The 16347-nt window shown below is 72.3% G+C and carries 13 protein-coding genes; 9 read left to right on the forward strand and 4 right to left on the reverse strand.

The features are described from left to right. Positions 1-46: 46 nt before the first annotated feature. The 3 genes from AB0O11_RS10505 to AB0O11_RS10515 all read left to right on the forward strand — a co-directional run bounded on the left by AB0O11_RS10505 (position 47) and on the right by AB0O11_RS10515 (position 1863). The gene (locus tag AB0O11_RS10505) at positions 47-250 is read left to right on the forward strand and encodes an MbtH family NRPS accessory protein (RefSeq protein ID WP_363384014.1); all 204 of its coding nucleotides are present in this window, start codon (positions 47-49) and stop codon (positions 248-250) included. 93 nt (positions 251-343) lie between these two features. Further along, the gene (locus tag AB0O11_RS10510) at positions 344-856 is read left to right on the forward strand and encodes a GNAT family N-acetyltransferase (protein WP_363383930.1); all 513 of its coding nucleotides are present in this window, start codon (positions 344-346) and stop codon (positions 854-856) included. 323 nt (positions 857-1179) lie between these two features. Continuing rightward, the gene (locus AB0O11_RS10515) at positions 1180-1863 is read left to right on the forward strand and encodes a phosphatase PAP2 family protein (RefSeq protein WP_363383932.1); all 684 of its coding nucleotides are present in this window, start codon (positions 1180-1182) and stop codon (positions 1861-1863) included. Positions 1864-2098: 235 nt separating this feature from the next. Here the strand turns inward: AB0O11_RS10515 and AB0O11_RS10520 are convergent, their stop codons facing one another. Then, on the reverse strand, positions 2099-3322 hold the full coding sequence (locus tag AB0O11_RS10520; RefSeq protein ID WP_363383934.1) for an MFS transporter: 1224 nt from the start codon (positions 3320-3322) through the stop codon (positions 2099-2101). Between the two features lie 359 nt (positions 3323-3681). On the opposite strand from AB0O11_RS10520, the gene AB0O11_RS10525 reads away from it, so the two are divergent. Next, a complete protein-coding gene (locus AB0O11_RS10525) occupies positions 3682-6168 on the forward strand; it encodes a SpoIIE family protein phosphatase (protein WP_363383935.1) in 2487 nt (828 codons plus the stop codon). Between the two features lie 106 nt (positions 6169-6274). On the opposite strand, the gene AB0O11_RS10530 is transcribed toward AB0O11_RS10525, so the two are convergent. Continuing rightward, on the reverse strand, positions 6275-6487 hold the full coding sequence (locus tag AB0O11_RS10530; RefSeq protein ID WP_363383936.1) for a hypothetical protein: 213 nt from the start codon (positions 6485-6487) through the stop codon (positions 6275-6277). Positions 6488-6562: 75 nt separating this feature from the next. Here AB0O11_RS10530 and AB0O11_RS10535 point away from each other — a divergent pair, with 75 nt between their 5' ends. From AB0O11_RS10535 to adhP, 5 genes are all read left to right on the forward strand, one after another. Continuing rightward, positions 6563-7762, forward strand: a complete 1200-nt coding sequence (locus tag AB0O11_RS10535) for an FAD/NAD(P)-binding oxidoreductase (protein WP_363383937.1) — start codon at positions 6563-6565, stop codon at positions 7760-7762. A gap of 160 nt (positions 7763-7922) precedes the next feature. Beyond that, entirely contained in the window at positions 7923-9347 is a 1425-nt protein-coding gene (locus AB0O11_RS10540) for a rhodanese-like domain-containing protein (protein ID WP_363383939.1), read from the forward strand. After that, positions 9344-10141, forward strand: coding sequence for a sulfite exporter TauE/SafE family protein (locus AB0O11_RS10545; RefSeq protein ID WP_363383940.1), 798 nt, complete (start codon positions 9344-9346; stop codon positions 10139-10141). The genes AB0O11_RS10540 and AB0O11_RS10545 overlap by 4 nt, the downstream gene beginning before the upstream one ends. Before the next feature lie 122 nt (positions 10142-10263). Continuing rightward, entirely contained in the window at positions 10264-11088 is an 825-nt protein-coding gene (locus tag AB0O11_RS10550) for a GntR family transcriptional regulator (protein ID WP_363383941.1), read from the forward strand. Between the two features lie 191 nt (positions 11089-11279). Further along, positions 11280-12296 carry an alcohol dehydrogenase AdhP gene (gene adhP / locus AB0O11_RS10555; RefSeq protein WP_363383943.1) on the forward strand — a complete coding sequence of 339 codons (1017 nt, stop codon included), beginning with the start codon at positions 11280-11282 and terminating at the stop codon, positions 12294-12296. A 99-nt stretch (positions 12297-12395) separates the two neighbouring features. Here the strand turns inward: adhP and AB0O11_RS10560 are convergent, their stop codons facing one another. Both AB0O11_RS10560 and AB0O11_RS10565 read right to left on the reverse strand, forming a co-directional pair. Then, a complete protein-coding gene (locus AB0O11_RS10560) occupies positions 12396-14228 on the reverse strand; it encodes a thiamine pyrophosphate-binding protein (protein WP_363383945.1) in 1833 nt (610 codons plus the stop codon). After that, positions 14225-16336: an FAD-dependent oxidoreductase gene (locus tag AB0O11_RS10565; RefSeq protein ID WP_363383947.1), complete on the reverse strand. Its 2112-nt coding sequence runs from the start codon at positions 16334-16336 to the stop codon at positions 14225-14227. Before AB0O11_RS10565 ends, AB0O11_RS10560 begins: the two co-directional genes overlap by 4 nt. Between the last annotated feature and the right edge of the window lie 11 nt (positions 16337-16347).

Genomic DNA, 16347 nt, shown 5'->3' on the forward strand with positions numbered 1-16347 from the left:
GCGCCGACTGCGCCACCACCAACCGACGATGACGAAGGAGACCGACATGGACGAGAACACCCGCTACCAGGTGCTGCGCAACGACGAGGAGCAGTACTCCCTCTGGCCCGCCGACCTGGAGGTACCGGCCGGCTGGCAGCCCGTCGGCACCGAGGGCACCGAGGCCGAGTGCACCGCCTACGTCGACGAGGTGTGGACCGACATGCGCCCGAAGAGCCTGCGCGAGCGCATGGAGAACGCCGGAGCCTGACCGGCCGCAGGGAGGGCAGCCGGTCGCGTCCGCGCCGACCGGCCCCGTCCGGCCACCGCACCACCGAACCACCACGACCCCGAGGAGAGCGCCATGACCCCTCCGCTGCGCACCGAGCACCTGGAGTTCATCCCCTACCGGACCGAGGACGAGGACGCCTTCGTCTCCCTGCTCCGCAAAGCGGACGTGTGCCGCTGGATGGGACAGGACCTCGTGCCCGAGCCGGACATTCGCGCGCTGTTCCGCGCGATCCTGAGCGACGTCTACCCCCAGAACCTCTTCGACGTCTGGGGCCTGTGGCTGGACGGGACGTACGCGGGCCACGCCGAGGTCAAGCGCGCGGGGAACGTCGACGGCCATGAGCTGGTCACCGCGCTGGCCCCCGAGTTCTGGGGCCGCGGCCTGGGCCGCGAGGCGGTCCGCGGCCTGATCCGCTACGCCCGCGACGAGTTGGGGCTCAAGGAGGTCTACGGCATGGTCGGCGCGGAGAACACCCCGAGCCTGGCGATGGGCCGGCGGCTGGGCTTCCGCCACCTGCGCGACGTCGTCGGGGACGACGGCTCGGTGACCAGACTGCTGGCCATCTCCACCACCGACCCGGCCTGACGCCGGCCCGTGGGGTACGAACGGGCGCGGCGGGGTCGGACGAGCGCCGCGCCCGGGTCACCGGCGACCCGGTCCCGTTCGCCGTTCGACCGGGACGGGTCCCGGCCGGAGTCGGCGGTTTCCAGGGCCCGTGCCGCGCCCGGCGTCGGTCCCCGGTGCGGGTGGTCGCGGTCCGCACCGGGCCTCCCACCAGCCGGGCCGACCGGCCCCGACCGGATCCGCTCCGGTCGCTGTGGCCGAGGTGAAACCGGGCGTACGTGCCGTACCCTGTCCGCGCGAGGCCGCGCTCCGGTGGCCAGGGCGCGGGCAGGAGGACTGAGCTGGTGGCTGACCGTATGACGCGACGGTGGCCGGCCGTGCTCGCCGGTACCTGTTCGGCCTTCGCGGTGATCGCGGCCGTGGTCGCCGCCAACGACTGGGCGCCGTTCGCCTTCGAGCGGGCCGCCATCGACTGGAGTGCCGCGCATCGGCCGCCGCTCGCCCGAGCCGTGGCCATGGTCGTCACCTCCCTCGGCACCGGCGTGGTTCCCTACCTCCTCGCCCTGGCCGCAGGCGTCGTCACCGCCCGGAGCGCCGGATCACCGAGGTCCCGGTGGACGGTGGCACGGGCGCTGCTCCTGCCCGTCGTGTGGCTGGCGCTGGGACAACTGCTGCGCCAGGGCCTGATGCACGCCTTCGGCCGGCCCCGGCCACCCGAGACGGACTGGGCGTTCACCGCCTCCGGCTTCGCCTTTCCCTCCGGGCACGCCTTCACGTCCGCCCTCAGCGCCGGCCTGCTCGCCCTCGCCGTCGCCCGCGCGCGGCCCTCCGCCGCCCGCACGGCTGCCGCCGGCGCCGTGCTGTTCGCGGGCGTGATCGGCCTGAGCCGCATCTACCTCGGCGTGCACTGGCCGCTGGACGTCCTCGCCGGCTGGCTGCTCGCCGCCGGCTGGCTGGCCGCCGGAGCCGCACTCTCCGCGTTCCTGCCGGAGCAGAAGGAGAGGTCCGGCTCGACAAGGGCTCCGTAGCGAGGTCACCCACACCGGCTTCCACCGCGACCTCGGCCGGCTCGTCGCCGTACGAGCCACCCGCCCTCGCCGCCGTCCTCGCCGCCCACACCGCCGACCCCGACGCACGCCGCCGGCTGGAGGCGCCCCCGACCGCCTGAGCGGGGTCGGCCTGGTAGGCGAAGCCGGCACCACCGCAGGCAACTCGGCCCCCACGGACGGGCGGTAGGCCGTGGGCTCGGGCGTCACGACAGCCTCAGCCGGACGTGCGCGGGCGGATCGCGTCGCGCAGGAGGAGTGTGGTGGTCACGCTGCTCAACCCGGTCAGGGCGATCGCGAGGCCGACCGGGAGGAATTCCGCGAACACGCCGAAGACCAGGGGGCCGATCCCCTGGATGGTCATGGTGGTGGTGTTGAGCAGGGCGAAACCCTGTCCCTGGAGGTCGGACGGGACCGCCTCCAGGAAGCGCCGCTGCAGGCCGAGCAAGTAGGCGGATCCCATGCCGGTGATCGTGTACACCGCGGCGATCGCCGGATGCGGAAGGTCCAGGACGAGCGCGATCGGGGGCGTGCCCATCACCAACAGCAGTGGCAGGACGAGTCGTTCCCGGGTGGCGGGCGGGAACGCCCGCCCGACTACGACGTCACCGATGAGCATTCCGACCGACGTGGCTGCCAGGAGGGTGCCGGTCTCCGTCGGGCTGAACGCACGCTGTGCGGAGTACGGGATGAGCAGGCTTCCTGCTGCGGCCAAGTACGCGGCGGGCAGGCACTGGACCATGATCAGCCGGAGGACCCCGGGGGCGGCGACGAGTGCGGCGTTACCCTGCAGGGTCTTACGCACGATCGACCCGCCCGCCACGGCCGACCCGCCCGCGCGGACCACCTCGGTGGGTGACAGGAACAGGCGGCTGATCACCGACGCGAGCAGGTGCGCCCCCGCGGTGACCAGCATCGTCCGATCCACGCCCAGCCACGCGACCAGCGCCCCACCGGAGGCCATGCCCACCATCTGCGCCGAAACCGCGACGAGGTAGGACAGCGAACGCCCGAGCACGTAGGTGTCGCCGGTGAGGACCTCCGCCAGGACTCGGCCCGCGGCCCCGGTGGTGACCGGTGTCAGGCAGGCCACGGCCGCGACGAGGAGCAGGCCGGCCGCGACCGGGAGGTGCCCGAACGCGAGCAGCAGCCCGACCGTGCACTGGAGGGCGTAGCCCGCGGTGATGAGGGTCCGCGGCGAGAACCGGTCCGCCATCGCGGCAAGGAACAGGCCGCCTGCGGCCTGGGGGAGGAAGCCGATCGTCATCGCCATCGCCGTCAACAACGGCGAGTTGGTCCGGCTGAACACCAGCACCGCCAGCGCGACGGACCGCAGCGTGTCCGACATGACGCCGAGCAGCCGGCCTGCGAATACGGCACGGAACTGGGTGACCGCGAAGACCTGGCCGTAGGTGGCCTTCGTCGTGAACGCGTCGGTCATGAGAAGGATGCTCCCGGGACTTTCTTGGGCCGGACCGCGTCTACCGGTTGATCGCGGGGAGATGGGCAGAGCCGTAGGACGGCCGTCAGCTGTCGGGCGTCATCGAGGTGTTGTCGAAGGAGTGGGTCGCCGGTCTCGCCTCTCTCTGTTCGCCGAGTGGACCAAGGATCAGTCGGAAAAGTGACGTCTGCAACTGAGATGATTCCGTGGGGGCCACCGTCGGCACCCTGATGCCGAAGTGACGGCCCCACAGGCGAAGCGACGGGCCCGGCGACCGGTGCTGGTCGGACCGGGTCGAGCCGGGACGGGCGCCGGTGTGGTGGGCGGGGTGGTGCGGGCCCGGGCGGTAAGACATGGGCATGCGACAGAACCTGAATCACCATCGGGATCGCGGCGACGGCCGGCCGGGCCGCCTCGTCGGTGTTCGGGCGACGATCGGCAGCGTCGCCGGCCAGGTGTTCCTGGGGCAGGTGCTGATCGTCGTCCTGCTGGTCACGGCGGCGGTGGTCGCGCTGGTGCTACAGGCCCGCACCAGCCGGTGGCAGGAGGTGCGGGCCCGGTCCCTTGTCGCCGCCGAGGCCTTCGCGCACGCCCCCGGCCTGGTGGCCGCGTTCCAGGAGCCCGACCCGACGGCGACGCTCCGACCGAAGGAGCAGGCGGTCGTCCCGGTGGCGGACGCGGGCGGTGCGGTCGTCGGCGCGGTGTCCGCCGGCCTGCCCCTCAGCCGTGCCGACGGCCTGGTCGGCCGGGAGCTGCCGGTCATCATCGGGGTCGGCGTGGCCGCGCTCGCGCTGGCCGTGGCGGGTACGGCGTTCGCCGTGCGTCGGCTGCGACGGCAGACCCACGGGCTCGGCCCGGCCGAGGTGACCAGGATGTACGAGCACCACGACGCGGTGCTGCACGCCGTCCGCGAGGGCGTCGTCATCGTCGGCGAGGACGGCCGGCTGCTGCTGGCCAACGACGAGGCACGCCGTCTGCTCGACCTGCCACCCGGCGTCGAGGGCCGTCCGGTCACCGAGCTCGGCCTCGACGACCGGACGGCGGGGATCCTGCTCGCCCACCGGGCCGTCAGCGACCGGATGCTCCCCGCCGGGCAGCGGCTGCTGGCCGTGAACGTCCGCCTCGCCGGCGCCGGAAGCGTCACCACCCTGCGGGACTCCACCGAACTGCGCACCCTGGCCGGCCGGGCCGAGATCGCGCAGGACCGGCTGCGCCTGCTGTACGAGGCGGGCGCGGCCGTCGGCACCACCCTCGACGTCACCACCACGGCGCGGGAGCTCGCCGAGCTGGCCACGGCCGGCTTCGCCGACTACGCCTCCGTGGACCTCGTCGACCCTGTCCTGCGCGGGGAGGAACCGCCGCTGCCCGCTCCGGGCGAGCCGGTCGAGCTGCGCCGGGTCGCGCGCAGCGGCGCCCCGGACGACTCCCCGCTCTACCGCCCCGGCGAACTGATCCGCTTCCCGGCCCCCACCCCGCCCGCGGTCGGCTTCGTCAGCGGCCGTCCCGTCCTGGTCCCCGACCTGGCCGCCGACGTCGGCTGGCGAACCCAGATGCGTACCCGGGAGACCCTGGAACACGGCCTCCTCTCGCTGATCACCGTCCCGTTGAAGGCCCGCGGCGTGCTGCTCGGCATCGCGAACCTGTGGCGGCTGCACGAGAGCGGGCCGTTCGACCAGGACGACCTGTCACTCGCCGGAGAGCTGGCTGCCCGCGCCGCCGTCTGCATCGACAACGCCCGCCGCTTCACCCGCGAACACGCCGTCGCCGTCGCCCTGCAACGGAGCCTGCTGCCGAGCGCCACCCCCGCACAGGACGCCCTCGACGTCGACGCCCGCTACCTGCCTGCGCGGACCGGCGTCGGCGGAGACTGGTACGACGTCATCCCGCTGCCCGGCGCCCGTGTCGCGCTCGTCGTCGGCGACGTCGTCGGCCACGGCCTGCACGCGGCCGCCACGATGGGACGGCTGCGCACGGCCGTCCGCAACTTCTCGACCCTCGACCTGTCGCCGGACGAACTCCTCGGCCATCTCGACGAGTTGGTCACCCTCATCGACGAGGAGGCGGACGGCGAAGCGCCGGTCACCGGTGCCACCTGCCTGTACGCGGTCTACGACCCCACCAGGGGCACCTGCATCCTGGCCCGCGCCGGGCACCCGCTGCCCGTCCTCGTCCACCCGGGCGGCACCGTCGAGTACCCCGAACTGCCCGCCGGGCCGCCGCTCGGGCTGGGCGGTCTGCCGTTCCGGACCGCAGAGCTGACGCTTCCCGAGGGCAGCAGGCTCGTGCTGTTCACCGACGGGCTGGTCAAGGACGGCGGGGAAGGCCCGCCGGACCGGCTCTCCACGCTGACCGAGACCCTCGCCGGGGCCGGCCGCACGCCCCGTGAGATCTGCGAGGCCGTCCTGGACGCGCTGCGGCCGGACCGGAGCGGCGACGACGTCGTCCTGCTCGTCGCCCGCACCCGCAGGCTGGCCGCCGACCGGATCGCCCAATGGGACCTGCCGGCCGATCCCGCGGTCGTCGCGGAGGTGCGGGCCGACGCGGCGGCGCAGCTGACCCGCTGGGGTCTGGACGACGCGGTGTTCACCACCGAACTGGTCCTCAGTGAGCTGGTCACCAACGCCATCCGCTACGGCCGCACCCCGATCCGGCTGCGCCTGCTCTACGACCACAGCCTGATCTGCGAGGTCTCCGACGGCAGCAGCACCTCGCCGCACCTGCGGTACGCGGCGGAGGAGGACGAGGGCGGGCGTGGCCTGTTCCTGGTCGCCCAGCTCACCGACCGCTGGGGCACCCGCTACACCGCGCGGGGGAAGATCATCTGGGCCGAGCAGTCCGTCCGATGAGCGACGGCGGGGCGCCACGCGCGAACGGCGCGGTTCGCCGGTGCGAGCACCGCGGGCGGTGTCCCGCGTCGGGCCGGCGGCCGTTGCCTGCGATTCGCCCGGGGGCCTACCGCGCGGTGAGGCGCCGGCTGAGGTCGTTCAGGCAGCCGGTGCCGTAGGCGTCCGCGAGGTCGTCGAGGTCGATCATCGGCGGGATGTCGATCACGGGCCGGCGCTCGACGAGGAAGGCCACCGTCTCGTGAACGATCACGGTTTCGTCGGCGCCGGTGATCTGTGTCCGCTGCTCGCGCGCCCCGCCGGCGTCGTGCCACGGAGGCAAATGTACGGACAATAGTTTGCGGCCGGGGTGGCCCCTGCCTAGATTAATGTCCGTACATTTGGCCAGGGAGGCCCCTTGATAACCAAGCATCACCGGATCGTGATCATCGGCGGCGGGACCGCGGGGATCTCGGTCGCGGCCCGGCTCCGCCGCGCCGGCGAGCGGGACGTCGCGGTGCTCGATCCGAGCGATCGCCACTACTACCAGCCGTTGTGGACGCTCGTCGGCGGCGGCCGGGCGCCGCTGGCGGAGAGCATCCGGCCGCAGGCGTCCGTCATGCCGAAGGGCGTGCAGTGGATCCGCCGCGCCGCGGTCGCCGTCGATCCCGAGGCCCGGGAAGTGACGCTCGACGACGGCGGCATCGTCTCCTACGACCACCTCGTGGTCTGCCCCGGCATCCAGCTGGACTGGGACCGGGTGCCGGGCCTGGAGGCCGGGCTCGGCAAGGACGGACTGTCCAGCAACTACCTGCCGCAGCACGCCCCCGCGACCTGGCGCTTCATCCGCGAGACCCGCTCCGGCAGCGCGGTGTTCAGCATGCCGACCGGTGCCATCAAGTGTGGCGGCGCCCCGCAGAAGATCGCCTACCTGGCCGCCGACCACTGGCGCCGGCAGGGCGTGCTCGGCAGGATCGACATCCACCTGGTGATCCCCGGCACCGCCATCTTCGGCGTCCCGGAGTTCGCCCGCGTGCTCGATGACGTGGTGCGCCGGTACGGCATCAAGGTCCACTACGGGAGCGAGGTCACCGAGGTCCGGCCCGAGGCCCGCGAGGTGGTCGTCACCGATCTGGGGACCGGGGGCAGGACGACCCTGCCGTACGACGTCGCTCACCTGGTGCCGCCGCAGAGCGCCCCGGACTGGGTCAAGCGCAGCCCGCTCGCCGGTGCCGACGACCCGGCCGGCTACGTCGAGATCGACAAGCACACCATGCGGCACGTCCGCTACCCCAACGTGTGGGCGCTCGGTGACGCCGGATCATCCCCGAACTCCAAGACCGGCGCCGCTGTGCGCAAGCAGGCGCCCGTGCTCGTCGAGAACCTCCTCGCCGCCCTCAAGGGCCGGGAACCCGAGGCCGCCTACCACGGCTACGCCTCCTGCCCGCTGACCACCGCCCGCAACAAGATGCTGCTCGCCGAGTTCGACTACAGCGGTCGGCCCGCCCCGTCGATCCCGGTGATCAACACCATCCGCGAGCGCACCGACATGTGGTACCTCAAGCGGCACGGTCTGCCGTTCCTCTACTGGAACCTCATGCTCCGCGGGCTCGCCTGACCCCCCTCGGGTCGCACCCCGGATTTCCCGCGCAGCCCACCGCCCGGGCCCTTCACCGTCGCCGCCTCGCGCCCATGGTGCGCGGCCGTGCGACATCCCACCCCGCACCCCGCCCCCAAGGCCACGGGGCGCAATCACCGTCCATCCTCAGGAGCTTGCGATGACGAAGCCCGCCGGACCGCTGATCTTCGTGCAGTTCTACCTCGACTGCCTCTCCCACGCCTCGTACCTCGTCGGTGACCGCACCACCGGCCGGGCCGTCGTGGTCGACCCCCAGCGCGACGTCCACGACTACATCACCACCGCGGAACAGCACGGTCTGACCATCGAGCGGGTCATCGAGACCCACATCCACGCGGACTTCCTCTCCGGCCACCTGGAGCTGGCCGAGCGCACCGGCGCGCGCATCTCCTACGGCTCCGCCGCCACGCTCGACTTCGACACCGACCCCCTGGACGACGGCGAGCACCTCAGCCTCGGCGAGGTCGACCTGGAGGTCCTGCACACCCCGGGCCACACTCCGGAGTCGATCTGCGTCGTCGTGCGCGAACAGGCCGGGGACGCCGTCCCGTTCGGCGTGCTCACCGGCGACACGCTGTTCATCGGCGACGTCGGTCGCCCCGACCTGCTCAGCTCGCGAGGCCGGTCCGCCGAGGAGATGGCCCGCTCCCTGTACCACTCCACCCGCGCCCTGCTCGCCCTCCCCGACGACACGCGCGTCTACCCGGCGCACGGAGCCGGCTCGGCCTGCGGCAAGAACCTCTCCACCGAGCTGAGTTGCACGATCGGAAACCAGCGTCGCGGCAACTACGCCCTGGCCGACATGACCGAGGACGAGTTCGTCTCCGTCGTGACCGACGGTCAACCCGCGGCGCCCGCCTACTTCGCGTTCACGTCGGTGCGCAACCGCCAGGCCCGTCCGGTCCTGGACGAGGACACCCCGGTCTCCCCGCTCACCCCGGAGGCGTTCCTCCAGGCCCGGGCGGGCGGCGCCACCGTGCTGGACACCCGGGATCCGGAGGCCTTCGCCGCCGCCCACCTGCACGGCGCGGTCAACATCCCCCTCGGTGGACGGTTCGCCGAACTCGCCGGCCAGGTCCTCGACGCCCAGGACACGATCGTCCTGTGCGGCGACCCGGACACCGCGACCGAGGCCCGAACCCGCCTGGCCCGGATCGGCTTCGACCGCGTCCTGGGTGCACTGGCCGCCCCGGTGGATGCTGTCGGCGCTGCGCACCTGACCGCCACCGCGCGGGTGGATGCCGATGCTCTGGCCGACCAACTCGCCCAGACCGCACGCGACTTCGAGTTGCTGGACGTGCGTGGCCCGGGCGAGGTCCGGGACAAGGGCACCATCCCCGGTGCCCGGCTCATCCCGCTGCCCGAACTGCTCGCCCGCCTGAGCGAACTGCCGACCGAGCAGCCGCTGACCGTGATCTGCGCGGGCGGCAACCGCTCCTCGGTGGCCGCGTCCGTGCTGCGCGCCCGCGGCTTCGAGGCCATCGACCTGCGCGGCGGCTTCGCCGCATGGCACGGCGAGGTCGCGCACCCCGCCGACCAGACCCCGGACGGCGTCACGGCGTGAGCGTCCTGATCACCGCTCTGCTTTGCGGAGCCGTGGTCGGCGTGGCCCTCGGCGCGCTGGGCGGCGGCGGGGGAGTGCTCGCGGTCCCGGCCCTGGTGTACCTGCTGGGCGTCGCACCCTCCGAGGCCGGGACCACCAGCCTGGTCATCGTCACCGCCACCTCGGTCACCGCGCTCGTCCGCCACGCCGGCACCGGCAACATCAGCTGGCGGACCGGCTCGCTGTTCGCCGCGGCGGGCGTGCTCCCCGCCATCGGGACGTCCGCGCTCGCCCACCGCATCCCGCAGTCGGTGCTGACCTCCGCGTTCGCCGTCCTGGCCGCACTGGCTGCCGCGGCGATGCTGCGCGGCACCCGAACCGCGCAGCGCGCGCCGACCGAGGACGGCGGCGCCGCCCTCGGTCCGCCCGCGAAGCCGGCCGGCGGGACCGGCCCCCTGGGCACGGTCGCGGCCGGAGCCGGCCTGGGGGCGGTGACCGGGCTGCTGGGAGTCGGCGGCGGCTTCCTCGCGGTGCCCGCGCTGGTGTCCGTGCTCCGGCTGCCGATGCGCAAGGCCGTCGGCACCAGCCTGGTGGTCATCCTCGTCAACTCGGTCGTCTCCCTCGCCACCCGCCTGACGGTGACGGGCATATCCCTCGACCCGGCGATCTTCGGGCCGTTCGTGGGCGCCGCCGTCCTCGGTGCGTGGGACGGCAAGCGGCTGGCGGGCAAGCTCTCCGGCGCCGCACTGCAGCGGGCCTTCGCCGTCGTCCTGTTCGCGGTGGCCGCCTTCATGCTGATCGGCGTCCTCGCCTGACGGCTCCCGCACCCGCTGCCCGGGACACCCCGCCCGGGCAGCGGTCGCCCCCCATCGGCGCCCGCCTCGACCGGCGGGCGCCGATTTTGTGCTGTCCCCCCAAAGGTACGAACATTCACTCCGTGTCCCGCACCACCCATCCGACCCCTGACCCCCAGGACGGCGCCGTGACCTCCGAGCCCGGCCCCAGGCCCCTCACCCGATCCGCGGGCAATCCGCTCTGGGCGCAGCTGCGCGCCGACCTGCTGCGCCGGCTCGACGAGGGCGAGTTCCGCGACGTCTTCCCCGGCGAGCACGACCTCGTCGCGGAATACCAGGTCAGCCGGCACACGGTCCGCGAGGCCCTCCGGAAGCTCCGCGAGGAAGGCCTCGTCACCGCGCAGCGCGGCAAGGCCTCCAGGTTCACCGCGAGCCGCCCACTGGAGCAGGACGTCGGCGAGGCGTACAGCCTCTTCCGTGCCGTCGAGGAGGTCGGCGCCGTCCAGCGCAGCGTCGTGCGCGCGCTCGACCGGCGCGCCGACGGCGTCATCGCCGCCCGGCTGGGACTCGAGGAGTCCACACCGCTCGTCTACCTCGAACGCATCCGTCTGGCCGACGAGGAACCACTCGCGGTCGACCGGATCTGGCTCCCCGCGGACGTGGCACACCCGCTGCTGGACGTCGACTTCACCCACACCTCGCTCTACGACGAACTCGAACGCCACTGCGGCAGCCGCGTCTGCGGCGGCTGGGAACGCATCCGAGCCGTCGTCCCGGGCCGGGGGGAGCGCATCCTGCTCGACTGCCCCGAGACCACCGCGCTGCTCGCGATCGACCGGCTCGGCCACGACGCCGGCGGGCGCCTGATCGAATGGCGCCAGACGCTCGTCCGTGCGGACCGCTTCGCCGTCGCAGCCGCGTTCTCCGCACACGACTACCGGCTGGGTGCCTCGGTCCAGACGCCCTGACGGGAACACGCACCTCGGGGCCGGGCGGCTGCCCCGCAGACCGGCTGACCACGGCGAACGGGGACCTTCGTCCTTGAACGGATGTACCTCCCGGCCCCAGCGGACGCCGGGCCGACGCGGTGGGATGAAGACAACGCGGTACCGGTGGACACCGGAACCGCCTTCGTCACCGCCAGAAGGGCAGGACCACCATGAAGGCCGCCGTCGTCCACGACTTCGCCGCACCGCTGGTCGTCGAGGAGCGCCCAGTCCCGACGCCGGGGCCGCACCAGGTCCGGGTCCGGATCGAGGCCTCCGGCCTCTGCCACACCGACATCCACGCGGCCCACGGCGACTGGCCGGTCCAGCCGAACCCGCCGTTCGTCCCCGGGCACGAGGGCGTCGGCATCGTCGAGGCGGCCGGTGACCTGGTCCGGCACGTCCGGGTGGGCGAGCGGGTCGCCATCCCCTGGCTCGCGGACGCCTGCGGGCGCTGCGACCAGTGCGTCTCCGGCTGGGAGACGCTCTGCCTCCAGCAGCACAACAGCGGCTACTCGGTGGACGGCGCCTACGCCCAGTACGCGCTCGCGCACGGCGACTACGTCGTCCCCGTCCCCGAAGGCATCGACCCGATGGACGCCGCACCGCTGTCCTGCGCGGGCGTCACCACCTACAAGGCCCTCAAGGTCTCCGGCGCCCGCCCCGGCACCCGGGTCCTGATCTCCGGCATCGGCGGCCTCGGTCACCTCGCGCTCCAGTACGCCCGGATCTGCGGCGCCGAGACCATCGCCGTCGACGTCACCGACGACAAGCTCGCCCTCGCCCGCGACCTCGGCGCCGACCACGTGATCGACGCCCGCACCCAGGACGTCGCCGCCGAGGTCCAGGCCCTCGGCGGAGCCCACGCCGCGATCGCCCTCGCCGTCAGCAACGCCTCCTTCCAGGCCGCCTACGGCGCCCTGCGCCGCGGCGGCACCCTCGTCCTGGTCGCCCTCCCGGCCGGCGGCAAGCTCGAACTACCCGTCTTCGAGACGGTGCTGAACGGCACCAAGGTGATCGGCTCGATCGTCGGCACCCGCGAGGACCTTGCCGAGGTCTTCCGCCTGCACGCCCTCGGCCGCACCCGGGTGATCCGCGAGACCCGCCGACTCGAGGACGTGAACGCCTGCTTCGACGAGGTCCTGAGCGGCAAGGTCTCCGCCCGACTGGTCTTCGACCTGCGCGGCTGAGGACGGGGTTCGGATGCGGTCGACGTGCGGAGCGGCACCCTCGCCGTCCAGCACGCACCGGCCCTCGTCGGGGGACGGGGGCCGGTGGGCTCGGGGCGGCTACTTGCAGTTCTCGTCGATCTTGTACTGGAGCGCCTTCGGGTAGTCGTGCCGGCTGAGCCGGACGCGGGCCAGGATCGGCGCGTGGTTGATGTCGTTGCCGGGATCGGCGATGTCCAGCAGGAGCGAGTCGAGCTCGGCGTGGGTGGTGAGCTCGTACCCGTGCATCCGGTCCTTGTCCGTGCCGAAGACCTCGGCCAGCTTCTCGTAGCGCCACGGGTGCAGCACGTTGTAGAAGTCGGCCCCGTCGGACGGCCTCTCCTTGTAGTAGCAGGGGCTGACCAGCATCTGCTCGATGCCGTAGAAGCCCTCGTTGTCCAGGACGAAGACCACCGGCCGCAGGTGGTGACGTACCTGGGTGGACAGCTCCTGGCAGATCTCCTGGAACGAGCCGTCCCCGACGAACACCAGCGGGCGCTTCATCGGCTGCTGCCGGCCCAGTGCCACGCCGGTGGCCGCGCCGACGGAGTAGCCGATGGACAGCCAGCTGTTCTGCGCCAGGAAGCCGGCCCGCTCGGTGATCCGCAGGTTCATCGAGCCGAGCAGCGCGAACGCCGCGTCCGAGACCACCGTGAACGGCGAGGCGGCCTGCGGATCCCCGCCGGTGGCCTGGTGCTCCAGGAAGAAGTTGATGTGCTGGAAGAAGCTGTCGTAGGTCAGCTCCGGCGGGTACCGGTCGGTGCTCAGCGACTCCAGGAAGTCGGCCGTGCTGGCCGGGACGTCCAGGCCCGCCGCGTGCGCCAGCGCGAAGTGGTCGGCCGCGAAGGTCTCTCCCGCCAGGGCACTGCTCAACGCGGTGACGAACCGGCCGAGCTGCACTTCGGGGAAGTACGTGGCGCCGACGCTGACCCCGTCGCGTGCCGCCACGATCCAGTCGTCGCCGATGGACTGCTCGCCGCCGAGGTTCTTGGACGTGGACCAGGTCCCCAGGCCGATCCGGCACCCCGCGTTCTTGAAGGCCTTCCGGATCTCCGGCAGGCTCGCCTTGCCGTTGTAGACGCCGGCGAACAGCGGGTGCCGTTCGGACACCACGGACTTCGCGCCGACCGTGGTGCAGAACTGCATCCGGGTGGACTGCACGAACTCCAGCAGCTCGTTCTCCAGCCGCCGGCGGACCAGTTCCTCGCCGGCCCAGACGATCGGTGTGCCGAATTTCCTGATCAGCTCCACCGCCGCCGTGACGGCCTTCTCCAGCATGTCCTTGTTCCGCTTGGTGAACGGCCGCTCGTGAGCGCGGAGTTCACCCTTCGGAGGCTCGCAGGGTGCGTGCCAGAGGTCCTCCATGACCTCCAGGTAGACCGGCTTGCGCTCGGTCAGGCACGCGGTGATCGCGCTGTCGATCTGCGAGGGCGCGAGTCCCGGGTTGGAGAGCACCTGTGCGTCCACCGTGACCTGCCGGTAGACGTCCAGGTTGCTCTCCCGGCGCGGGCTCATGTGCGAGGTGAGCAGGCCGACCGCCTGGAAGTTGAGCCATTGCTCGTAGGACGGCGCCGCGTTGATCGCGATCAGCGGCACGTCCTCGACGTACGCGCCGCCGACGGTGTTGAGCAGGCTGAACGCGCCCACCCCGTACGTCACCGCAACGGCTCCGACGCCCTGTTCGCGCTTGGCCGGGTCTGCGTCGGCGGCCCGCACCCGGGCGTAGGCGTCCGCGGCGTAGCCGCCGCCCATCTCGGTCGGAGTGCCGATCCAGCGCACCTTGGTGGTGGCCTGCATGATCGTCAGGAACGGGCCGAGGAAGTCCCCCGGCACCCCGAACAGGTGCCGGATCCCCAACTGCTCAAGCCTGGTGGCCAGGTAGCGGGCCACCGTCCACTCGTCGTTGCCGCTCATCGGCTCAGCGCCTCCTTGCGGCTCTCCCGGCGGGCCTGCACCTCGGGCCGGATCTCCGGTTGAGCCGGAGGCGGCGGCGGGGGCGCCTCGTGGACGGCGATGGCCGCCCGGACCGCGGTCTCCACCGCGCCCTCGATCCAGGCGTGCTTGAGCGAGACGTGCTCGCCGGCGAAGTGCACCGGGCCCTCCGGCTTGACCGCGTCGAGGTGGAAGCTGGTCATCTGGTGTGGGGTGTACACCGCCGCCTCACCGAAGGCGTACGGGTCGCGCAGCCAGCTCTGGGTCTTCCCGTAGCCGGTGTAGAACACCTCGATCCGCCGGCCGTGCACCGACTGGAGGTTGCGCAGCGCGTAGACGTACCGCTCGTAGTCCTCCATGGAGTCCCAGCGCACCGCGTCGTCCGACCAGCTGTAGCTGGCCAGCACCACGCCGCCGCCGTCGCCGTCCGGCACCGGGTGCGAGGGGTAGTACATGAAGCGGTTCGGGTTGTCGGTGGTCGAACCGCCGCCGAAGCAGTTGGCGGCGGGGCGCACGCTCGCCTGCAGCAGTGCGGTGTGCTGGTAGACCTCCCGCTGGGCCTGGCTGATCCGTCGCTCGTCCACGCTCGCGTGCGCGCCGAGCAGCATCTCCGGCAGGTTGCGCGGCGGCCGGTGGCCGTTGTGGGCGGCGGCCACGGCCGCCTCGGCGTCCTCCTCGCCGGCCCGCTGGTAGTACTCGTACAGGCCGGGTGCGATGGATTCGAGTTCCACCTTCCAGTCCGCCTCGGTGAACTCCCACCAGCGGCGGGAGAACTCCAGCAGCACCTTGGTGGCCTGGTCGTAGTGGGTCTCGATGATCGCCCGGCGCTTCTTGTACGAGAACGGGGGCGTCACCTGGACGAACCGCATGGCGGAGAAGGGGACCGTGACGATCGCGAAGTCGCCCTTCCAGACTCCGGGTTCGGCCTCCGGGTCGTCCTCGGGGACGGTCAGAACGGCGACCTGCGGCCCGTTCGGGCCGACGTTGCGGCCTCCCCCGCCGTCCCGGTGCGGATCCCAGTACTCCATGCGGATCATCCGCTCGCCCATCCGCAGCTCCTCCCGGAGCTCCTCGGCAAGCGCGTCGGGCAGCTTCCAGCTGCCGCCCGCGATCTCCCAGTAGGTGGCGTTCGGGTTGATGTCGCTGCGGCCCAGGAAGGTGTGGAAGAAGGCCAGGTGCAGCCGCGAGGTCATGTTCTCGATCGTGCCGATCGCCTCGATGGCCTCGTCGCTGAAGCCCGCGTACTCGCGCAGGAAGCGGCCCATCGAGTAGCCGTCGAAGTCGCGGATCACCCGGGCCCAGCCGTCCAGCCACTCGGCGAACGGCTTGTTCACCCGCTTGCCGTCCCTGATCACCGAGTAGTAGTCGCGGATCGGCTCCAGAGCCTGGTTGACCAGATCGGCGACAGTGATCCGCACCTCGTCCCCGGTGAGGTGGAAGCCTTCGTTGACGCAGCTCGGGTCGGCGGCGTACTCCCCGCGGCGGGCCTGGATCCGGTTGGTGCGGATCCAGGAGTTGAAGCGCTTGACCGGTTCGCGGAACTCCGGGCTGTCCGCGCCGTGCTTCCAGACCTTGCCGGGCTCGAAGGACTCGTAGACCACCGGTGGGACGGGCGCGTTCTGGTTGCCGGTGTCAGGATCGACGTCGACGTTGAAGAACAGCTGTCGGCGCAGGCCGAGGCTGTCGACCAGCGCGAGGGTGAGCGGGTGGAAGCTGGGCAGCCGCATGGCCCCGGCTTCCGCGTACTGCTCCGGGTCGTAGAACGGTCCGTCGACCTCGTCGTCGGTGGAACGGAAGGTCTTGATCCGCCCGCCCACCCGGCTGGCGTTGGCCTCCAGGATGGTGACGTTGTGTCCGGCGTCCTTGAGCAGCTTCCCGGCGACCAGGCCCGCGATGCCCGCGCCGACGATCAGCACGTCCTTGGGCTCGTTCGTCTCCGGGATGCCGTCCTTGATCAGGACGTCGAGGTAGCGCAGCTTCAGGTCCTTGTCGTCCGGACCGACCAGCAGCAGCTCGCGCGCCAGCTGCCGACAGGTCTGCCAGTGGGCGCGGTCACCGGCGGTGCCCTCGATGACGGGGTTCTCGCTCATCGCTTCTTCTC

Source organism: Kitasatospora sp. NPDC093102 (assembly GCF_040683915.1).
Lineage (GTDB): Bacteria > Actinomycetota > Actinomycetes > Streptomycetales > Streptomycetaceae > Kitasatospora.

Coding starts and splice junctions, on each gene's coding strand:
- AB0O11_RS10505 (WP_363384014.1), top strand. CDS start 47: ATGGACGAGAACACCCGCTACCAGGTGCTGCGCAACGACGAGGAGCAG.
- AB0O11_RS10510 (WP_363383930.1), top strand. CDS start 344: ATGACCCCTCCGCTGCGCACCGAGCACCTGGAGTTCATCCCCTACCGG.
- AB0O11_RS10560 (WP_363383945.1), bottom strand. CDS start 14,228: ATGAGCGGCAACGACGAGTGGACGGTGGCCCGCTACCTGGCCACCAGG.
- AB0O11_RS10520 (WP_363383934.1), bottom strand. CDS start 3,322: ATGACCGACGCGTTCACGACGAAGGCCACCTACGGCCAGGTCTTCGCG.
- AB0O11_RS10525 (WP_363383935.1), top strand. CDS start 3,682: ATGCGACAGAACCTGAATCACCATCGGGATCGCGGCGACGGCCGGCCG.
- AB0O11_RS10565 (WP_363383947.1), bottom strand. CDS start 16,336: ATGAGCGAGAACCCCGTCATCGAGGGCACCGCCGGTGACCGCGCCCAC.
- AB0O11_RS10540 (WP_363383939.1), top strand. CDS start 7,923: ATGACGAAGCCCGCCGGACCGCTGATCTTCGTGCAGTTCTACCTCGAC.
- adhP (WP_363383943.1), top strand. CDS start 11,280: ATGAAGGCCGCCGTCGTCCACGACTTCGCCGCACCGCTGGTCGTCGAG.